Genomic DNA, 15,755 nt, shown 5'->3' on the forward strand with positions numbered 1-15,755 from the left:
CGGGCTTAACGCGCGCCTAACCGGCACCCGAAGAAACGCTTCAGCAATGCGCGGGTTCTGGACTACTGGCCGACGATCTGCGGCAGGCTGGCGAGGTCCTCGACCGGCATATCCAGCGCTGGTTCTGGCTGCTCCATCGCGAGGCCCGCGGTCAGCGATCTGGCCTTCAGCGGGTCCATCTTGGCGAGCACCGGCGCCATCTTGCGCGGGTTCATGGCCTTTGCCACCCGCATCAGCACCGCCAGGTCGAGCTGGTTGAAGATGGTCGCCGCTTCCTTGGGCTTCATTGTCTCGTACATCGCGACGATCGAGGCGAACTGCTCGTTCTCGGCCGCCTTCTTTTCGTCGACCAGCGCGTTGATCCTGGCCTCGATGGCCTTCAGCGTTTCGGTGCGCTCATCGAGCCGCTTTTCCGCCGCCTCGACCAGCGCCAGGCGCATCTCGAGTTCCTTCTCACGCGCATCGAGCGAATCGCGGCGTTCCCCGAGCCGACCGAGCAACTCGCTCTCGCTGCCGCCCTCGCCTTCCATTGGCACCAGCACACCGGCGCTGTTCAGTTCCATCGGCAAGGCATCGCCATGCGCGTTGACCGAAGGCGGGCAATCGGCCAGCGACGCGGCGGCCGGCGAAGCTCCCTCGGCGGGCGCGCCATGACCTGCTTCCGCCGCGGCAGCAGCAGGCGCTGCCGCATCGGCAGCGCATGCCACATCGATCGGCGCAGCCGAATGGTCCTCGGCGGCCGGTTCGGCACCATGCTCGGCGTCCGGCTCAGCACCATGCCCGGCGGTAGTCGGCGCAGCGGCGCCGTGGCCGCCGGCCTCAGGTTCGAGCGGCAATACCGGGGCCTCATCGGCCAGCGTCGGGCTGGTATCGGCCATCGTCGTGTCGGGCGGCAGCGCCATGGTCGGATCGGCCCCGGCAGCAGTCGCCGCGGATGGCGCCGCGTGGCCGCCGCCACCGCCTGCTGCCACTGCGCTGCCCGTACCGGTCAACACATAGCCGCCTGTCGTCACCAGCCCGATGCCCTTGAAGAGCAGGAGCGCAGTGGCGGCGGCTATAACGACCGGCAGCAGGCGCGGCGTTTTCATCACGCGGCGTTGCCGCGGATGCGCGGCCGCATGGAAAGCTGCTGCAGCGCCGACTGCACCTTGTTGGGCTCATCCAGCCGATCGTCGAACGGCTGCGTGCCACGCGCTGCGCTGGTGATCCGGGCCAGGCGGTCCATGATCTGCTGGCCGGCATTGACGTGCTGGGCCAGTTCCACGCCGAAGCGCTCGGCTTCGCCCAGCCGCGTCTCCAGCACCGTCTCGGCCTCCTGCGCCGTATGCTTCAGCTCCTGGATCGCCGTATTGGCCAGCCCGGTGGCCTGCACCAGGTCCGCCACCATCTGCTTCAGCTCACCGCGATCGGAGTGCAGCCGCTTCAAGCGCTGGTTGAGGATCACGCAATAGCCAATTGTCGTAGCGAGCAAAATCGCAACCAGCGTTTCGATTACGATTCCCAACGGCAAACCGAACATCAGCGGCCCTCCTGCTTGTTTTCATCGATGGCTTCGAAAGCCGCCATCGTTACCTTCGGCGCGTTGAGCGGGCGCGACACGCGCACCGATACGTGGTTGCCGATATGCCCCATGATCGCCTCGGTGAGGTCGACATCACCGCAGCGCAGACCGATCGGGTCGCTCGGGGTGCGGTCGAACATCACCGTGTCGCCCGGCTGCATCGACAGCACCCGGCTCAGCGGCAGATCCATCTCATGCAGGATCGCGTCGACCTCGACGTCGGCGGCAAAGATCTCCGTGGCGAGGTGGCCTTCCCAGATCGGGTCACGGCCGAACTTCTCGCCCATGTACATCTGCAGCAGTTGTTCGCGGATCGGCTCGATCGTCGCGTAGGGCAGAAGGATTTCGATCTTGCCGCCGCGATCGTCCATCTCGATCCTGAGTTCGATCAGGATCGCCGCATTGGCCGGGCGCGAGATGGCCGCAAAGCGCGGGTTGGTTTCAAGCCGCTCGACCCGGAAATTCACTTCGGTCACCGGCTCGAAGGCGCGGTGGGTGTCCTCGAGGATCACCTCGATCATCCGGCGCGCCAGCGCCATCTCGATGGTGGTATAGGGCCGCCCCTCGACCCGGATCTGCCCGCCCACCCGGCGTCCGCCCAGCAGCACGTCGATCATCGAATAGATCAGCGAGGAATCGACCGTCAGCAGCCCGTAGTTCTCCCACTCCTCGGCCTTGATCACCGAAAGGATGGCCGGCAGCGGGATGGAGTTGAGGTAATCGCCGAAACGCACCGACGAGATCGAGTCGAGCGCTACTTCGACATTGTCGGAAGTGAAATTGCGCAGCGACGTCGTCGCCAGCCGCACCAGCCGGTCGAAGACGATTTCGAGCATCGGCAGGCGTTCGTAGGAAACCAGTGCCGAGTTGATCAGCGCCTGAACGCCGGTGAGCTCCGCGCCGCCGCCCGCATTGGGGTCGAAGCCGAGCAGGCTGTCGATCTCGTCCTGGTTCAGCACCCGGTCGGCGGCGCCCGCTTCCGCGTTGTCGGCCTCGAGCATCGCCGCCCACTCCGCGCCCATGCCGTCTTCAGCGGTCTGCGTCACCGGCGTGGACGTGCCGCTGCTGGCCGGATCCAGCCCCCATTCGTCGCTGAGTTTGTCCTGTTCCCCGGGACCAGCCATCACTGCACCAGAATTTCCTTGAACAGGATCGAGTCCACTTGCGCCGGAAAGATCGCGATGTTCACGCGGCGGCGCAGCTCTTCCTTGAGACGATAGATGCCAGCCGAGCCTTCCAGGTCGCTCTTGCGCAACTCGCGCAGATAGACCTGAAACGCGTCGACCACCTTGGCCATGCGCGGCTGGATCTCGGTCATCACCTCTTCATTGGCGACTTCGAGCGCCACGGTGAGCTTCATGAACTGCTCGCGCTCGCCATCGCCGCGCAGGTTCACCGTCATGGTCGGCAGGTTAAATATGAAGGTCTCGGGCACGGCCGCGAGATGCGTCTCATCCGGCTTGGGTGCCGAGAACAACAGGAAGTAGGCTGAGGCTCCGCCACCCAGCAGCACCACTGCCGCTGCGATCATGGCGATCAGCATGATGGGCAACTTCTTCTTCGCGGGCGCGGCGACTTCGCCACCCTCGATATCGGCTTCAGCCGTCATGCCCCAAACCCCTGCCCCGCCGGACGATTCCAGTCACGATCGAGCTAATCGCCCCAGGGTTAACGATTGGTTACGAACTGCATCAACCCGGCACAAATTGCCGGGCAGTTTTTGCCATGCGGCAGGCCAAGTGGCGGAGTCTGCCGACCCGTTAGGTCGCTTAACATATTGATCTTGCTAGCATTCGCGACTTGGCATGGTTGCTGCAATGTTAATGGCGAGCCCGACGGCCTGGGGAGGTCGAAAGGTTCGGGGACGTAACGGGGACTTCAGCGGCCATGGAAAATGCGCAGCTCATCGGATTGTCGCGGCAGATCGGCCTGCAACGGCAGATGGACGTGGTGTCGAACAACATCGCCAACATCAACACCTCTGGCTTCAAATCCGAACAACTGCTGTTCGAAGAGTACCTGATGCCGGTCGCCCGGGATCGCGACTTCCCCACGCTGGACCAGCCTCTCAGCTACACCGACGACTGGACCACCATGCACGATATGACCGGCGGCACTCTGGTGCAGACCGGCAACCCTCTGGATGTGGCCCTGCAGGGTAACGGCTTCCTCGCCGTCGAGACCGCCGCCGGCGAGCGCTATACCCGCTCCGGCTCGCTCGGCATCGATGCATCCGGCACGCTGGTCGACCTCAACGGCAACCCGGTGCTCGGTACTGGCGGCCCGATCCAGTTCGCCGCCGGCGAAACCGACATCATGATCGGTGAGGACGGCTCGATCTCCTCCAGCGCCGGACAGAAGGGGCGTCTCCGCCTCGTCGAATTCGACGACATGCAGTCGACGACCCGTGAAGGCAGCAACCTGTGGGCCGGCACCAACCCGCTCGAAGCGACCCAGACACTTGTTGTGCAAGGCTCGATCGAGAAATCCAACGTCAATGGCGTCGGCGAGATGACCGAGATGATCCGGGTGCAGCGCGCTTATGAGAGCATCGCCTCGCTGATCTCCAAGCAGGACGACCAGCGCCGCACGGCGATCCAGAAACTCGGCAACCTCAACGGCTGATCGGAGCACATCAGATGAAAGCCCTATACATCGCTTCGACCGGCATGGCGGCCCAGGAACGCAACGTCGAAGTCATTTCCAACAACATCGCCAACATGCGCACCACCGGCTTCAAGCGGGCGCGTGCCGAGTTCCAGGATCTGCTCTACCAGGTGCAGCGCCAGGCCGGCAGCACCACTTCGGAGACTGGCACCATGGCGCCGGTCGGCATCGAGGTCGGCTCCGGTGTGCGCACCGCCGCAACCCCGCGTGTGATGAGCCAGGGCACCGTCGCCCCGACCGAAAAGGAACTCGACGTCGCCATCCGCGGCGAAGGCTTCTTCGTCGTCCAGATGCCCGACGGCCGCACCGGCTATACCCGCGACGGCTCGTTCGAGCGCAGCCCCGAGGGGCAACTGGTCAATGTCGACGGCTACGAGATCCAGCCCGGCATCACCATTCCCGGCAATGCCAACTCGGTGTCGATCAGCCCTGATGGCACCGTCGAGGTGTTTCTCGACAACGACACCGCCCCAACCACGGTCGGCCAGTTGCAGCTGGCGCGCTTCGTCAACAAGGCGGGCCTCGCCTCGGCCGGCAACAACCTCTTCGTCGAGACCGCGTCGAGCGGCCCGGCCCAGGTGGGGACGCCCAACCAGGACGGCATGGGCGACCTGCTGCAGGAATATCTCGAAGCCAGCAACGTCAACTCCGTCACCGAAATCGCCGACCTGATTGCCGCTCAGCGCGCCTACGAGATGAACGCCCGCGTCATCTCCGGCGCCGACGAGATGATGCAGTCGGCCAGTCAGCTGCGCTGATCGGGAGACGCTAGATGCAGAAACTCATCCTCCCGGCCCTGTTCGTGGCACTCGCCAGTTCCACTGCCTTCGCGGCGCCGGTGCTCAAGGCGGAGGTCTCGGTCAACCACCCGGTCATCACCGTCGGCGACATGTTCGAAGACGCCGGCCTCCTCGCCGAACGCGCCCTGTTCCGCGCTCCCGAGCCCGGCACCACCGGCATCGTCAGCCTCGACGCCGTGCGCGCCGCGGCGGCCAAGGCCGGGCTCACCGACTACACGCAGGATGGCCTGCTCAGTGTCCGCGTCGAGCGCCGCGTAACGGTGGTCGATACGGCGACGCTGACGAGCCTCATTTCTGCCGATCTCGCCGCCCGCGGCCTGCTTCCCGCCGGCGCCGAACTCCACACCCGCTTCAGCGACCCGGCGCTCAGCTACAATGCCGAAGCCATCGAGACCCCGGTGACGCTGCTGGCGCTACGCTATCAGCCGGGTGCAGCCAGCTTTTCTGCCCGCTTCCAGGTCGCCGGCATGGACCTGCCGGTCGACGTCTCCGGCAGCATCGACCTCCTGGTTGAAGTGCCGCACCTCGCTGCCTCGCTGAAGGCCGGCGCTGTGCTGGGCCCTGCCGATATCGAAATGAAACGCGTTTCGCTCGCTTTCGCCGACCAGTCCGGCGTCGAGAACCTCGACGATCTCGTCGGCAAGCAACTCCGCCGCAACTCGCGCGCCGGCGTCATGCTGAAGGCCGCCGATGTCACCGAGCCGTTGGCGGTGCGCCGCAACACCGAGGTCACCGTGCTGCTGCGCACCGGCCCGATGACGCTGACCGTGATCGGCCAGTCGCTCGGCGATGCCGTTACCGGCCAGCCGGTGCAGGTGATGAACACGGTAACCCGAAAGATCCTCAACGGCGTCGCGACCGCCAACGGCACGGTGGAAATCACCACCGCCGCCACCAAGCTGCAGGTCGCCGGACTGTGATGGGCGAAAGGACAATTGAAATGAACCCGATGAAACTCTTCGCCACCCTCGCGCTCACCGCCCTCCTCGCCGGCTGCTCGACCATGGATCAGTTGGCCTCGGTCGGTCAGCAGCCGCGGCTCACCGCGATTGCCGACCCGACCGCCCAGGCAGGTTATCGTCCGGTGCAGATGCCGATGCCCGAACCGGTGGTCGCCTCGTATCAGCCCAATTCGCTGTTCTCCAACGAGGCCCGCGGCTTCTTCAAGGATCAGCGCGCTCACAAGATCGGCGACATCCTGACGGTCATGGTCACCATCGACGACAGCGCCAAGATCTCGAACTCCACCGATCGCGAGCGCACCTCGTCGTCGGAAGGCAGCGTCGGCGGTGTGCTCGGCTCGATCTTCGGCGGCAAGGTGCCGCTGGCCGATGTGCAGGCCTCGGGCAAGATCACCACCTCGGGCGACATGGCCGATGGCGGCTCGGGCTCGGTGAACCGCAAGGAGAGCCTTGCCACCCAGGTCGCCGCCGTCGTGGTGCAGGTGCTGCCCAACGGCAACCTGGTGATCGAGGGCCGGCAGGAGGTGCGCGTCAACTTCGAAGTGCGCGAACTGATCGTCGCCGGCATCGTCCGCCCCGAGGATATCCACGCCGACAACACCATCCCCTCCTCCAAGATCGCCGAAGCCCGCATCTCCTACGGCGGCCGCGGCCAGATCACCCAGGTCCAGCAACCCCGCTACGGCCAGCAGATCGCCGACGCGATCCTCCCCTTCTGAGCCGCGCGGAGGAGGCCCCTTCCTCCGGCTTTCCCCATCGCTGCCGGCACAATCCCCCATTGGTGCCGTCAGCCTCGGCCGGTTCCAGAATAGAACCCGCCCCAGAGGGCGCAGTCTCCCCGGCTGCGCCCTTTCCCCGTTTGAGAACAATGGCTTGGCGAGGTGAACGACGAATTCAGTGGCGGTTTAGGCGAGGCGGCGCAGGCTTTTGCCAGCCTCATTTCACATTGATGAAAGTAACCAACATGAACGTCACTACCCTCACCCGCCGCCTGGCGCTGCTCCCGGCGGTTCTCGCCGTCGCCGCGCCGCTCGCGGTGATCACCCCGGCCCAGGCCGGCAGCAACATGGCCAAGGTCGATATCGTCGCCGAAGGCATCGACACGGCGCCGATCTACGTCGACTCGCGCTCCTCGGGCTATACCGGCTCCGAGCAGAAGGCCCACAAGTACATGGTCCGCGTCTTCGCCAAGGCGGCGGGCCAGAACCGCGTCTGGAAGGTCAAGGTCTTCGGCATCGGCAAGAACAACAGCCTGTTCGAGAAGAATGTCGGCCGCTCCGAGGGCTGGGAGGTCTACGGCAAGAGCCTGGAAGTCTTTGCCAAGCCCGGCAGCCTCTCCTGGATGACGACGCCGAAGACGGCCTGCGACAACCTGATGAAGCAGAAGATGGCGGAAGGCATGACCAAGCAACAGGTCCTGTCGAAGGACCAGAAGACCACGGCCCTCGCCTTCGTCGGTTTCTCCGCCTGGGCCGACTCCAAGGCAAACAACAAGAAGGGTAAGCACGACTCCCATCAGGGCGGCTACGATCACCACGACAACACCGCCTACCAGGTGCGCGTCGTCTGCCGCGCGGCGCTCTGACGGCGTCTGCTGACGGCCGCCCCTGTTGGGCGGCCGTCGTTCCTGAGGAACTGTCGCAGCTTCCGTTCGTTCGCCAAGCACACCAACCAAGACGGAGGTCACCATGCGGGGCAGGAACTATGGGATAATCATCGGCGTGGGCGTCGCGATCGGTGTGGTCATTGGCATGATCACCGGCAGCATCGGCATGGGAATTGGCATCGGTATCGCGCTGGCCATCGCCGGAGCGCTGGCGATGGGGCTGTGGAAACAACCCCGCGACTGACCGGACCGGACGACACGCAAAGCTGAGCGTCATTCCCGTTGATCTGATTTGGTAAACCAAACGCCGGGTCATTCCCGCGAAAGCGGGAATCCCTGTTTTCTTGCCAGCGGCGACATCCTAAACAGAGGTTCCCGCGTTCGCGGGAATGACCCGGTAGTACGTTCGCCACCGCGGTTGCTGCTCACCTCAAGAGGCCACTCATGTCAGCCAATTCCGCCTTCTCAAAACTCGACGCGCTGAGCCGCAAGCTCGAGGCCATCGAGCATGCACAGTCGATGCTGGGCGTCGATGAGGCGGTGATGATGCCCGTGGGCGGCGGCGAAAAGCGCGCCGAGACCATGTCGATGCTGGCCGGCATGTACCACGAGATGGCGACGGCGCCGGAAGTCGGCGACTGGCTCGGCGATGCCGAGGCCGAGCCGCTCGATGAGATGCAGCGCCTAGCCATCCGCGAGTTCCGCCGCGTCCACACCAACATGACCTGCCTCTCGGCCGACTTCGTGCGTAAGCAGGTGAATGCCCGTATTCGCGCCGAGCAGTTGTGGCGCGAACTGCGCCCCTCCGGCGACTGGGCCGGGTTCCTCCCGGCCTTCGAGGGGCTCGTGGCGACCGCGCGCGAGGAAGCGCAACTGCGCGCCGACGTGCTGGGCCTCTCGCCCTATGACGCGCTGATGGAGCAGTATGACCCCGGCAACCGTGTCGCCGACGTGGCGCCGGTGCTAAATGACCTCAAGACCTTCCTCAAGGATTTCGTCCCGGCGGCGCTCGCCCACCAGGAGGAAAAGCTGGCGAAGCGCCCGCTGAAGCCGCTCAACGCGCCCTTCGCCATCGACAAGCAGAAGGCGCTGGGCCTCGTGATGATGGAGGCCGTCGGTTTCGATTTCGAACATGGCCGGCTCGACGTCTCGCACCACCCGTTCTGCGGCGGCGTGCCGACCGATATCCGCATGACCACCCGCTACACCGAAGGCGAGTTCCTCACCTCGCTGATGGGCATCCTGCACGAGACCGGCCACGGCCTCTACGAACAGGGCCTGCCCAAGGAGTGGACGCACTGGCCGGTCGGTCGGGCCCGCGGCATGGCCATGCATGAAAGCCAGAGCCTGTTTGTCGAAAAGCAGATCGCCCGCTCGCCCGAGTTCTGGGAATGGGCGATGCCGCATGTGCGCGAAAAGCTCGGCGAGGCCGCCATTGCCGGCTGGGAGCTCGAAGACGTCCTCGCGCATGTTCACTTCATCGAGCGCGGTCTGATCCGCGTCGATGCCGACGAGGCCACCTACCCGCTGCACGTCATCCTGCGCTTCGAGCTGGAGCAGGACCTGATCAGCGGTAAACTGGCGCCCAAGGACGTGCCGGCAGCCTGGGACGCCAAGATGCGCGAGTATCTGGGGCTCTCGACCATCGACAACATGAAGGATGGCCCGATGCAGGATGTGCACTGGCCGTCAGGCGCCATCGGCTATTTCCCGAGCTACACGCTGGGCGCCATCATCGCGGCGCAGCTGTGGAGCGCCATCGAGCGAGATCAGCCCAATGCCCGCGAGGATATGCGCAACGGCCGCTTCGTCGGCATCAACGACTGGCGGCGCGACAACATCTGGAAAGAGGCGAGCAAGTACTCGACGCCCGAGCTGCTGCAGCGCGCCACCGGCGAGAAGCTCAACGCGCGCCACTTCCAGGAGCACCTGACGCGCCGCTACCTGGGCTGATCGGGGGGTAATCCATGGCCAAGGATCGACCATCGGTCCTGCAGCCGCTGCAGCATGGAACGTTCCGCAACATCTGGGTTGCGAACCTTGTCTCGAGCTTCGGCGCCCTGATTCAGGGCGTCGGCGCCGCCTGGATGATGACGGCGCTGACCAACTCGGTCGACCTCGTGGCGCTGGTCCAGGCCTCCACCTCCCTGCCGATCATGCTGTTCTCGTTGCTCGGCGGCGCGATCGCCGACAACTTCCCGCGGCGCCGGGTCATGCTGGTGGCGCAGTTCTTCATGCTGGCGATCTCGGCGCTCTTGACCCTCAGCGCCCTGCTCGGGCTCATCACTCCTTGGCTGCTGCTCACCTTCACCTTTCTCATCGGCTGCGGCACCGCACTGAACAACCCCTCCTGGCAGGCCTCGGTCGGCGATCTGGTGCCTCGCTCCAGCGTCGGCTCGGCCGTGGCGCTCAACTCCATCGGCTTCAACCTCTCCCGTAGTCTCGGGCCTGCGGTGGGCGGCATCATCGTCGCCGTCGCCGGCGCTGCGGCGGCGTTCGCCGTCAACCTCGTCAGCTATCTCGGGCTGCTGTTCGTGCTGTTACGCTGGAAGCCGGCTCCCGCCCCGGCTGGCCTGCCGCGCGAAGCGGTCGGTGCTGCGATGCTGGCCGGCATCCGTTACATGGCGCTGTCGCCGCAACTGGGCAAAGTGCTCATCCGCAGCTTCATCTTCGGCCTCGCCGCGAGCTCGGTGCTGGCGCTGCTGCCGGTGGTGGCGAGTCAGATCCCCGGCGGTGGACCGCTGGTCTACGGTCTGCTGCTCGGCGCCTTCGGTCTCGGTGCCGTCGGCGGCGCGCTGATCAGCGCGCGGCTGGCCGAACAATTCTCGAGCGAAGCCATTGTCCGCCTCGCCTTCCTCGGTTTTGCCATCTGTGCCGCGGTCACCGGTCTCAGCCCCTCGCCCTGGCTGACCGGCGTCGCCCTGCTGCTGGGCGGGGCCTGCTGGGTGCTGGCGCTCACGCTGTTCAACGTCACCGTGCAGCTCTCCACCCCGCGCTGGGTGGTCGGCCGCTCGCTGTCGCTCTACCAGACCGCAACCTTTGCCGGCCTCGCCGCCGGCAGCTGGCTCTGGGGTGTCGCCGGCGAAGAATTCGGCGTCAGCAACGCGCTGCTCGCTTCCGCCATTGCCCTCGTCGTCGGCGCTGCCGTCGGGCTGTTGCTGTCGATCCCGCCGCGCGTCATGCTCGACCTCGATCCGGCCAATCGCTGGCAGGAACCGCAGATCGCGCTGCCGATCGAACCGCGCTCCGGTCCCATCGTCATCTCCATCGAATACCGGATCCGCCCGCAGGACGTGCGCGAGTTCCTGCGCGTCATGGCCGATCGGAAGCGGGTGCGCATGCGCGATGGCGCCCGCGAGTGGGTGCTGCGCCGCGACCTCTCGGAAACCGATGTCTGGGTCGAAAGCTACAAGAGCCCGACCTGGACCGAGTATGCCCGGCACAACCAGCGGCTCACCCATGCCGACGAGGTGATCGGCGAACAGCTGCGCAACCTGCACCAGGGCCCGGAGCGCCCGGTGGTGCGCCGGATGATCGAGCGCCCGCCCAACTGGTTCGCCGCCATTGCCGCCAATCGCACCATCGACCCCCCGTGAGGCTCAGTCGGTGGCGACGCTGAGGATCGGGCCGCCGTTCCGCTCCTGCACCAGCACTGCTGTGCGCAGACCGTCAGCGGCTGGCCCGAAGGTCAGCGACAGTTCAGCGCCCGACCACGTCCCGAGCCGATCGAGACTATGCACGACATGGGTATGCGGCAGCGTGCGGCCGGTGTTCTCGCCACGACCGACCGGCACCTCGACGACATTCGGATCGTAGCGCACCAGCCAGACATCGGCTGCCGCCGGGGCTTCCCCCGCACCGATCCGCACGGCGCTGGCCGATACCGTGACCGGCGGACCGGCCGGTCGCGGCGTGCTGGCAATCAGCTGCTGCACCTGCCCCAGATTGTTGCCGACCACGGTGGCGCGCCCGTTGACCACCATCTGCGGTGTATACGGTCCACGCTGCTGCAGCGGCGGCTCGTAGACGCGCTGCCGCTCGGTGAACTCCTCCTTGCCGAAACTGTCCTTCCAGCCGAGATAATCCCAATAGGTGACCGCAAAGCTGAGCACGAGAACTCCCGGCTGGCGGCTGAGTTCGATCAGGTTGGCATTGGCGGGCGGGCAGGACGAACAGCCCTGGCTGGTGAAGAGCTCCACCACCGCTGCCGGTTGCGGCTCCGCGGCGACGGCACTACCAGCGAACGCCGGCAAGAAGGCCAACATGGCTACGGCAAAAGGAAGTTTCATCATCGGGATCCTGATCAGCTGAGTTCGGGAGGCAGGCCTCTCCTCACTGCCTCATTCGCACCGCCAGGGCGCATGGTTACGCCTGCTCTCGGGTTTGTGACCTCGATGCCAAAGGTTGACATCCGGGCGAACCTCCCTATTTTCCGCCCATCCGCAACACCAGCCGGCAGGTCCCAATGGATATCCGCATGACCGATCAACACACCCTGATCCGTCACCCGGAGTCCAACCATGCCCGGTTCCATTTCGCTCAAAGCGGTGAGCTACAAGACGCCTGATGGCGTCACCCTTTTCTCAGATCTCGATCTTTCCTTCGGCCCGGTTCGCACCGGCCTGATCGGCCGCAACGGCACCGGCAAGACCACGCTGCTCAAGCTGCTGCTCGGCGAACTCACGCCGTCCAGCGGCGAGATCGTCGTTTCCGGGACGCTCGGCGTGCTGCGGCAGGCGGTGCAACGCTCCGACGCCGATGTCGCCTATGCACTCGGCTGCGCCGAACAACTGGCACGACTCGACCGACTGGAGGCCGGCACCGGCTCGCTCGAGGATGCCGAACAGGCCGACTGGCTGCTGCCCGGCCGGATTGAAACCGCGCTCGCCGATGTCGGCCTGCCGCCGCTGGCGCTCGATCGCCCCACGGCCACGCTGAGCGGCGGACAGCGCACCCGGCTGTCGCTGGCCGCCCTGCTGATCGAACAGCCGGACACCGTGCTGCTCGACGAGCCGACCAACAACCTCGATCGCGATGGCCGAGCCGCCGTGACCGAGTTGCTGAAGCGCTGGCGCGGCGGCGCCATCGTCGTCAGCCACGACCGCGCGCTGCTGAGGCAGATGGACGCCATTGTCGAGCTCACCACGATCGGCGCCCGCACCTATGGCGGCAACTGGGATCTCTACCAGGAGCGCAAGGCCATCGAGCTCGCGGCGGCCGAACAGGGCCTCGCCAGCGCCGAGCGGACGCTTGGCGAACTCGACCGCAAGGCGCAGTTGCAGCGTGAGCGCAAAGCCAGGAAGGACAGTGCCGGCGCCCGCAAGGCCGCCAAGGGCGACATTCCGCGCATCATGCTGGGCGGCATGAAGATGAACGCGGAAAACACCAGCGGCGAGCAAGCCAAGCTCAGCGAGCGACGCCGTGCCGGCGCCAGCACCGCCCTCGCCGCCGCCAAAGCGGAGATCGAGGTGCTGCAGCCGATGGCCGTCCGGCTGGAACCGAGCGGGCTGTCGAATGGCACGACTGTGCTGCAGCTTGATCGGCTGACCGGTGGCCCGGTGCCCAACGCCCCTGTCATCAGCAACCAGAGCTTTGCCATCACCGGCCCCGAGCGGGTGGCGATCACCGGACCTAACGGTTCGGGCAAGACCACCCTGCTCCGCCTGATCACCGGCGCGCTTGCCCCCCAGGGCGGCGCGGTGCGCATCGCGCGGCGCCATGCCTTGCTGGACCAGGAAGTGAGCCTGCTCGATCCTTCGGAGACCATCCGCGAGAATTACCTGCGGCTCAACCCCGACGACAGCGAGACCACCGCACGCTCGGCTCTCGCCCGCTTCATGTTCCGCGCCGATGCGGCGCTGAAGCCGGTCGGACAGCTGAGCGGCGGCGAGATGCTGCGGGCCGGACTCGCCTGCACGATCGGCAGCGGCAGGCCGCCTGAACTCTTGATCCTCGACGAGCCGACCAACCATCTCGACATCCACGCCATCGAGGCCGTGGAGGCCGGATTGAGCGCCTTTGACGGCGCGCTGCTGGTGGTCAGCCATGATCGCGACTTCCTCGAGGCGATCGGCATTGAAAGAGAAATCGTGTTGAGCTAGCGCGATCTGAATGTATCCGGCCGGAAATGTGAGCGCGCGGGCCTGTCGTTCCTGATCTGGCGGAGGAGTTCAAAGGAGCCGCCTGATCACAACAATAAGGGAAGGTTTCGATACGCAACGCGTAGACGATGACTGCTGCCCTGCTGGGCACGCTGTCGCTCTCTAGGGCCACCGTTTCCGCCGCCGACATGGTGGGAGCGCTGGACGGCAGCAGGAGTGTGGCGCGTTTTCAGCATGGCCCAACACCTCGTTTGACGCAAAAAGAACGACGACTTCCTCCCGACCATTTCGATCGACGAACCCGAAACACGGCTCGATGCCGAGCGCGGCGATAACCTCCGGTTCGCAAAATCAGCTCGACACTTTTCGCCAGTACGAACCACCCGTTCTCACCTTGGAAATGAGCCACTGCAAACGCTCGTGCACCTCTGCAACCGGGTGGTCGCCTATCGCCAACAAGCGTGCGCCAAGCAACTCGCTGCGACCCATTCCTGCTCGGATCACCGTTAAGTAGTCACCGAACCAATATAGTTCGATGGGAAACTTGGGGCGGCTTGGTGCAGCGACGAAGGTAGCCGTCGCCAACGTAGGCAGCGATACCCCGTAAGGCGACGAGCGCGTCACTATCCGACAGGGAGCGTATTCTGACCGAGAGGTCCGCGACACTGTGTCGAACGCGTCTTGAGAGGTCAAGTGGAACGGGTGGCGATGGTTGGCCGATTCAGTCCGCCAAGTGTGCAAGGTCCGCCTGCCAGTCAACAGAGCTTCCGATAGCAATTATCCCGCGTGTCGAGGCACAAACTAATCGTAGGATCGCCGACCGCACCTCCGCTTGCGGCTCACAGCGGACGTTCGCCAGTTGACCCTTGCGCTGAGAACGACCCTGCCTGCAAAGCCTGCTTCGCCAAAGCAACTACCCTTATCATAACGCAGCGCGTCTTAGGTCGCCGGGTTGCACTCCAAAATGACTTCTGAACTGCCGCCGAAAGTGATGCAAGTTGTCAAAGGCAAGTGCGGCTCCGATAGCTGCGACCGAGCTGTCCGTTGTTAGCAGTAGGTTTTTCGCATGATCCATCTTCCGCGCCAGTACGTAGCGATGGGGGGACAGTCCGGTCGAACGGCGAAATGATCGCGCGAAATGAAACGGACTAAGACAGGCCTGGGCGGCCATGTCATCCAGAGTGAGTTGGTCGGCCATGGTTGCTTCGACTTGATCCACAATACGTCGGAGAACTTTGCCAGTGAGGCGCCCACCCCCGGCGAAGTTCGATAGGCCTGTAATATGCGCGGCAACTGCGTGTTCGATACTACTCACTTCGATTGCGGTCGTGCCACGAAGCCCCAAACACATTTGACGCAGAACATGGGCAAGACCGAGCATCACGCCGTTGGGCGTAAACTGCTGTGATCCAGTCAACCGGCCCAGCGTCGGATCCAACTCGACCTTCCGCGCGTGGACTGTCTCAACCAAGTCCATGTCTGGGTACATTTCGAGTGTGTCACTGTGTTCCGGAACATTCACGAGCGTTGTCGGCTCTTCCCCAATGACATAGAAGCCGCCCGCTTCCACATTGACATCATAGAGCCTTCCGCCCTGCTGCAGGACAACCCGGTCGTGCGGCGAGAATACCACCTCAAGTCGGTTTGGACGTGTCACCGAAGCACCCTCAAACGGCGGCATCCACGCATAAGTGACCTTAAGGCGAGGCAGGTCGAGCGAATGCCGCTTCTCGCTGGAATACAGGTCGTGCGCCGTGCGTTGATCGGACATCAAGTCCTCAAGTTAAGGTGGGCAAGAATCGAGCCTGTGCAGCGGGCATGCGACTGCCATCATCGCCACCATGGGGTCTGCTGAGAATAGCGCAGTGTCACCGGCACGCCAACCCAAGGGACAATTTGTGAGAGAACGCAACATCGTGGTCGCATCCATTTTTGGAGCGATTCTGGTCCCGCTGGCTGGCTTCGGACTGTGGCTAATCACTCTGCCGAACGCCTAGCCAGCAACGGCCGACGCCGTGCCTGCTGCAGAAACGTCGGCGATGGTGGAAGCGCTCAAAA

Annotated in this window: 15 protein-coding genes; 9 read left to right on the forward strand and 6 right to left on the reverse strand. The window is 64.8% G+C overall.

Annotated features, from left to right (window positions below; all coding sequences use genetic code 11):
• Positions 1 to 62 precede the first annotated feature (62 nt).
• From VGV07_RS13285 to VGV07_RS13300, 4 genes are read right to left on the reverse strand one after another with little or no spacing between them, the layout of a single operon-like run.
• Positions 63 to 1,088 carry a hypothetical protein gene (locus VGV07_RS13285; protein ID WP_326869187.1) on the reverse strand — a complete coding sequence of 342 codons (1,026 nt, stop codon included), beginning with the start codon at positions 1,086 to 1,088 and terminating at the stop codon, positions 63 to 65.
• The gene (locus VGV07_RS13290; protein WP_326869188.1) at positions 1,088 to 1,519 is read right to left on the reverse strand and encodes a DUF6468 domain-containing protein; all 432 of its coding nucleotides are present in this window, start codon (positions 1,517 to 1,519) and stop codon (positions 1,088 to 1,090) included. The genes VGV07_RS13285 and VGV07_RS13290 overlap by 1 nt, the downstream gene beginning before the upstream one ends.
• A complete protein-coding gene (gene fliM / locus VGV07_RS13295) occupies positions 1,519 to 2,685 on the reverse strand; it encodes a flagellar motor switch protein FliM (RefSeq protein WP_326869189.1) in 1,167 nt (388 codons plus the stop codon). The genes VGV07_RS13290 and fliM overlap by 1 nt, the downstream gene beginning before the upstream one ends.
• On the reverse strand, positions 2,685 to 3,170 hold the full coding sequence (locus VGV07_RS13300) for a flagellar basal body-associated FliL family protein (RefSeq protein ID WP_326869190.1): 486 nt from the start codon (positions 3,168 to 3,170) through the stop codon (positions 2,685 to 2,687). Before VGV07_RS13300 ends, fliM begins: the two co-directional genes overlap by 1 nt.
• 278 nt (positions 3,171 to 3,448) lie before the next feature.
• Here VGV07_RS13300 and flgF point away from each other — a divergent pair, with 278 nt between their 5' ends.
• From flgF to VGV07_RS13340, 8 genes are all read left to right on the forward strand, one after another.
• Positions 3,449 to 4,186, forward strand: coding sequence for a flagellar basal-body rod protein FlgF (flgF, locus tag VGV07_RS13305; RefSeq protein WP_326869191.1), 738 nt, complete (start codon positions 3,449 to 3,451; stop codon positions 4,184 to 4,186).
• 14 nt (positions 4,187 to 4,200) lie between these two features.
• On the forward strand, positions 4,201 to 4,986 hold the full coding sequence (gene flgG / locus VGV07_RS13310; protein WP_326869192.1) for a flagellar basal-body rod protein FlgG: 786 nt from the start codon (positions 4,201 to 4,203) through the stop codon (positions 4,984 to 4,986).
• A 14-nt stretch (positions 4,987 to 5,000) separates the two neighbouring features.
• On the forward strand, positions 5,001 to 5,948 hold the full coding sequence (gene flgA / locus VGV07_RS13315) for a flagellar basal body P-ring formation chaperone FlgA (protein WP_326869193.1): 948 nt from the start codon (positions 5,001 to 5,003) through the stop codon (positions 5,946 to 5,948).
• A 20-nt stretch (positions 5,949 to 5,968) separates the two neighbouring features.
• A complete protein-coding gene (gene flgH, locus VGV07_RS13320) occupies positions 5,969 to 6,709 on the forward strand; it encodes a flagellar basal body L-ring protein FlgH (protein WP_326869194.1) in 741 nt (246 codons plus the stop codon).
• Between the two features lie 245 nt (positions 6,710 to 6,954).
• On the forward strand, positions 6,955 to 7,575 hold the full coding sequence (locus tag VGV07_RS13325) for a hypothetical protein (RefSeq protein WP_326869195.1): 621 nt from the start codon (positions 6,955 to 6,957) through the stop codon (positions 7,573 to 7,575).
• Between the two features lie 103 nt (positions 7,576 to 7,678).
• Positions 7,679 to 7,840, forward strand: coding sequence for a hypothetical protein (locus VGV07_RS13330; protein ID WP_326869196.1), 162 nt, complete (start codon positions 7,679 to 7,681; stop codon positions 7,838 to 7,840).
• A gap of 200 nt (positions 7,841 to 8,040) precedes the next feature.
• Positions 8,041 to 9,549, forward strand: coding sequence for a carboxypeptidase M32 (locus tag VGV07_RS13335; RefSeq protein WP_326869197.1), 1,509 nt, complete (start codon positions 8,041 to 8,043; stop codon positions 9,547 to 9,549).
• Positions 9,550 to 9,563: 14 nt separating this feature from the next.
• Positions 9,564 to 11,192 (forward strand): MFS transporter, encoded by a 1,629-nt coding sequence (locus VGV07_RS13340; RefSeq protein ID WP_326869198.1) that lies wholly within the window; start codon positions 9,564 to 9,566, stop codon positions 11,190 to 11,192.
• A gap of 3 nt (positions 11,193 to 11,195) precedes the next feature.
• Here the strand turns inward: VGV07_RS13340 and VGV07_RS13345 are convergent, their stop codons facing one another.
• Positions 11,196 to 11,885: a DUF1223 domain-containing protein gene (locus VGV07_RS13345; RefSeq protein WP_326869199.1), complete on the reverse strand. Its 690-nt coding sequence runs from the start codon at positions 11,883 to 11,885 to the stop codon at positions 11,196 to 11,198.
• 231 nt (positions 11,886 to 12,116) lie between these two features.
• On the opposite strand from VGV07_RS13345, the gene VGV07_RS13350 reads away from it, so the two are divergent.
• Complete coding sequence (locus VGV07_RS13350) at positions 12,117 to 13,697, forward strand: ABC-F family ATP-binding cassette domain-containing protein (RefSeq protein WP_326869200.1); 1,581 nt, start codon at positions 12,117 to 12,119, stop codon at positions 13,695 to 13,697.
• Between the two features lie 922 nt (positions 13,698 to 14,619).
• On the opposite strand, the gene VGV07_RS13355 is transcribed toward VGV07_RS13350, so the two are convergent.
• Positions 14,620 to 15,468, reverse strand: coding sequence for an AraC family transcriptional regulator (locus tag VGV07_RS13355; protein WP_326869201.1), 849 nt, complete (start codon positions 15,466 to 15,468; stop codon positions 14,620 to 14,622).
• Between the last annotated feature and the right edge of the window lie 287 nt (positions 15,469 to 15,755).

Source organism: Devosia sp. (assembly GCF_035944845.1).
In the GTDB taxonomy this organism is placed as follows: Bacteria; Pseudomonadota; Alphaproteobacteria; order Rhizobiales; family Devosiaceae; genus Devosia_A.